The sequence below is a fragment of the Parafrankia soli genome (assembly GCF_001854695.1).
Taxonomy (GTDB): Bacteria; Actinomycetota; Actinomycetes; order Frankiales; family Frankiaceae; genus Parafrankia; species Parafrankia soli.
This window is the reverse complement of the sequence record NZ_MAXA01000090.1, coordinates 1-3,782: the sequence shown is the minus strand read 5'-3', so window position 1 is coordinate 3,782 and position 3,782 is coordinate 1. Positions and strand designations below refer to the sequence as shown.

Sequence of the window (3,782 nt, the reverse complement as noted above, 5' to 3'; positions counted from 1 at the left end):
ATCAACCCGCGCACCGGACCGGCCATCACACCCGGGCCACCCCCGCTGCGTACCAGGATCGACGCCCATCGTGTCGCGGACCGCGGCCAGCCTGTCAGAAACGTCAACCTTCAACCTCGCCACCTCATACCATTCGCCGTGAAGGCATTCTTGATCGCCGCCGTACTGACTGTGGTCGCCGGACTCGTAAGTCGACTGCTCGGTGGTGTTATTCTGGGCGCTCCGGCCCTATTGCTGGCGGCCATAGCATGGATATGCTTTCTTGTTTCACCTGTCACCATCCTGGTAAAGTCCCGCACCAACGGCGCGGACTTCTACGAGTACGGGGTCGAGATAAAGTCCGGATTCGTCCGGCGTTCGATCCAGTTCGTCTGGTACTACCAGATAACCGAAGCGCCGACCTACGTGCGGAGCTTTGCCGACTATTTCACCAACACGGCCTCGCTGCGCATCCACTACAACCCCTCCGCAACCACCGTCGAGCGTGTAGAAATCGCCGGTTTCGGTAGTCCCGACGAGGTCAAATGGATCGGCGGATATCTCGAATCCCGAGTCCCGCCGGAGCGCATCGTCATCAGAGGCCCATGGACATGATCATCATTTCAGAGCCCCGGCGGAGGAGCAGCTGCAGCGTCAAACGCGACACCGCCAACCGCGGCGTCACCCGACGGGAAAGCATCAGGAGCTGAGAMACCTCCGTCGGCGGGGCCGTAGGCGCCTCCGTCGAAGCTGGCGTGACCGAACCCGCCGCCCGACCCCGTGCTTGGATCAGCCGGTCCCGCGGTCCAGCCTCCAGAATGTTGGGCTACAAAACCCGCACCGCCGACGTGCCCGGTGGTCCAGGTCCCGTCGGGCTGCTGGACCATGTAGTCCGCGCCGGTGAACTGCACGATCCCATGCGTTCCGCCATCCTCAGACGGATAGCCGCTATCGGAACTGGTGGAGGTCGCACCGAACCCGCTACCCGACCCCGGCGACACCGAAGAACTCGGGTCGTTGGGAGCAAACTGCGAGCCATCCGCTGAGTAGAACGGCCCGCTGGCAGCGCTATAGCCACCGGGGGGACCGTCCGGACTCGTCGCTGACCCGTCCGCCCCCAAGCCGGTACTGTCGAACTTGGCTGGTCCACCGAAATCGTGGCCTGCCGGAAGACTTGGACGCGCCGGCCCGGCGGTCCCCTCTCCTGGAGTCTGCGCCACGGAATCAGCGGGGGTAACCTTGCCTACGTTGGCTACGGCGAGATCGTGATGGGGTACGAAATTCGGAATCGGGACACCGGCCGGCCCAGCCACRCCCGGCAGCACCACACCGCCGTCAGGTGTTACTTCCGTCGGCGTGAATTTCCCTCCAGGCGCTTCACCTTCATGTTTGGTGTTCGTATCAGAAGTAGTGTTCGTATGGTCCGCCCCGGTGAACTGTGCGGCCCCATGGAAGCCACCATTCTCAGACGGATAGCCGCTATCAGAGCTGGTGGAGGTTGCGCCGAACCCGCTTCCTGCCACAGGCGGGGCAGGCTGCCCGTGGTCGTTCGGAGCGAGTCGGCCGTCCGCTGAGGAGAACGGCCCCCCAGCAGCGCTGTAACCACCGGCGCCGCTGTCCGAGCTCGTCGCGGACCCAGCCGTAACCGCCTGGTGGGCATGGTCATCGACAGTGACAGGTTGATCGGCCGTCGGATGATACCCACGCGGCGCGGCCTCATAAGGCTCATGCGTCCAGGAGAAGATCAGATCGCCGATCTGATCCGCCAAGGAGTTAGGCAAATGGGTGCCGAGCGGAGATGCGAGACTTCCCTGCGTAACGGTATTAAGGAGGGAACCCGTGGTGTACCCAAATGCCGCCGCACCCGCCACTAAGGCAGCTGCCGTTGCCGCGCTACCCGCTGCAGTGACGCCCAACGCCTGGGCGACTGAGAACCCGTTGGAATAGGCGGAGACGGCGCCCATGACGGCCTCCGCTCCGCCGCTCAGTATCTCCTCATCGTTGCCCGTTACGGCAGCGGCCGTCCCATGCCCTATCTGGTATCCAGCCTCGACCGCTCCGACTATGCTCACTCCGAGGTTGAGGCCGCCGAGTACCGATGTGGGTGGCGGAGACGGCGCGGCGGCCAGGCGCGCTGCCTCGTTTTCGTAATGAATGCCGTTAAGTTGGTTGTTCACCCAAGTCTGCGTATCGGCTGCCGGCTGTGCACKCCAGACCTCCGCGACCGACTTATTGCTGGCGATCTCGGTCTGTAGGCGTTCCCAGTTCTCGGCGGCGCGAGTCACATCGGGGAGGCCTATGCGGTAAAGAATTACCGACGCTGCATCGTTGCGTAGGGAGACACTATCGATGTATGTCTGGAACGGATCCGTGGCATCAGTCATGCGAGACCCCCGCACGCGTCTCGTGCAGCGTCGTCAACTGCACCTCGGCTACCAAAGCCGCCGCAGCATGAAGGTAGGTGCGGTCATCTACCGCGCCCTCACCGTCCAGCCGGCGTGCGGTCAGCGTCACGTAGGTACGGTATGCATCGGTCAGCGGATCACTGCCGGGCTGTGTCGCGCAATGCGCCACCAGCGCCTGATACACGTGTCGCTGCACCGCGAGCAGATCGGCAGACTGCGGACCCGTCTGCAAAGTCTGAATAACCGAGACCACCCGTCGAACGATATCGATGTGCAACTCTTCTCCTCGGCTCGGTGGCAGCTTTAGTCGATTCCGCCAGTTAACTAGGGTTTTTCGTGCGAGCGGCTGATCTGGTTGTTTTAAAAGTTCGTCGTCGCTTACCGGTGAAGCCCGGTCCGTTAGCTGCCGGGAACGGTAGTAGGGGCTGACAGTTTCGGTCGGGAACTGGTCCGGCCGTGGGGCTCGGAGTGGTGGCCCACGACGCCGAGAGCACAGGCAACGAGCCAACTGGGACGTCGCCACTACGATGTCGGAGGCGACGCCGACACCTGTCTCGTTCCCTATCTGCCAGATCGACAGCGCCGTGGCGACGTCGTCGACCGCGGTCGAGATGAATCCAACTGCCCCCTCAGCGTCCTGGCCGAGTAGCAACGCGTACCCGCCGGGCCTGGCCTGCAAGTCGAGCGCGGCGCAGGCTGCACGGTAGCCGTCGCCGAGCTCGCCGGGGGACTCTTGCTCGCCGCACAGCATGGCGGTCACCACAGCGAACCCGGCGGCTCGGGCCCCCCGATCATGACGGCACCATCGGCTCGGGCAGCGGTGCCAGTGCGTCAAGGTGGCTGGTCATGTCGAGGTGGAACCGTCCGTAGAGGTTGATGTGGGTCCAGAACAGGGCGGACAGGCCTCGCCRGTCGGCGTCGGTGAGCCGGGCCGCCCAGGCGGGGTCGGCGAGGACGCGTTGGACGAGGACCGTGTTGATGTAGGCGACGGCGGCTTGGAGCAGGTGCAGGGCGAGCGCGGAGATCTCCACCGATTCCCGGTCCGCGCCGGTGAGCTGACCGTCTTTGCCGTAGCAGAACTCGGTGTTGGCCGAGTTCCAGTTCTCCACGACCTGCAGCCCCTCGTGGATCTCGGTCCGCAGCGCCGGGGACGACAGGTAGTCACAGATGAAGATCGTGCGGATGACGCGGCCGAGTTCCTCCAACGCTTGAAAGGTGGGGTGCTTCGGGCCGCCGCGAGTGAACCGGCGCAGCACCTGCTCGGCCTCGGCGGTACCCAGACGCAGGGCGGTGGCGTATTTGACCATCTGGTCGTACTGCTGGGCGATCAGATCCCAGTCGATCGTCTTGCTCGACAGGACCGGTGCGAGCTGGGGCCAGGTGTCGTCCTCACCGACC

3 protein-coding genes are annotated in these 3,782 nt (G+C 64.3%); 1 reads left to right on the top strand and 2 read right to left on the bottom strand.

Features of this window, described 5'->3' with window-relative positions:
- The coding region (locus BBK14_RS37740) for a hypothetical protein (protein ID WP_206744660.1) at nucleotides 1–594 on the top strand (594 nt) is incomplete at its 5' end.
- 1,761 nt (nucleotides 595–2,355) lie between these two features.
- Here BBK14_RS37740 and BBK14_RS37735 read toward each other — a convergent pair.
- Together BBK14_RS37735 and BBK14_RS09120 are read right to left on the bottom strand one after the other, a co-directional pair.
- A complete protein-coding gene (locus BBK14_RS37735; RefSeq protein WP_131802199.1) occupies nucleotides 2,356–3,144 on the bottom strand; it encodes a hypothetical protein in 789 nt (262 codons plus the stop codon).
- Nucleotides 3,145–3,175: 31 nt separating this feature from the next.
- Nucleotides 3,176–3,782: Tn3 family transposase (locus BBK14_RS09120; RefSeq protein ID WP_157904231.1), on the bottom strand; the 607-nt coding region annotated here is incomplete at its 5' end.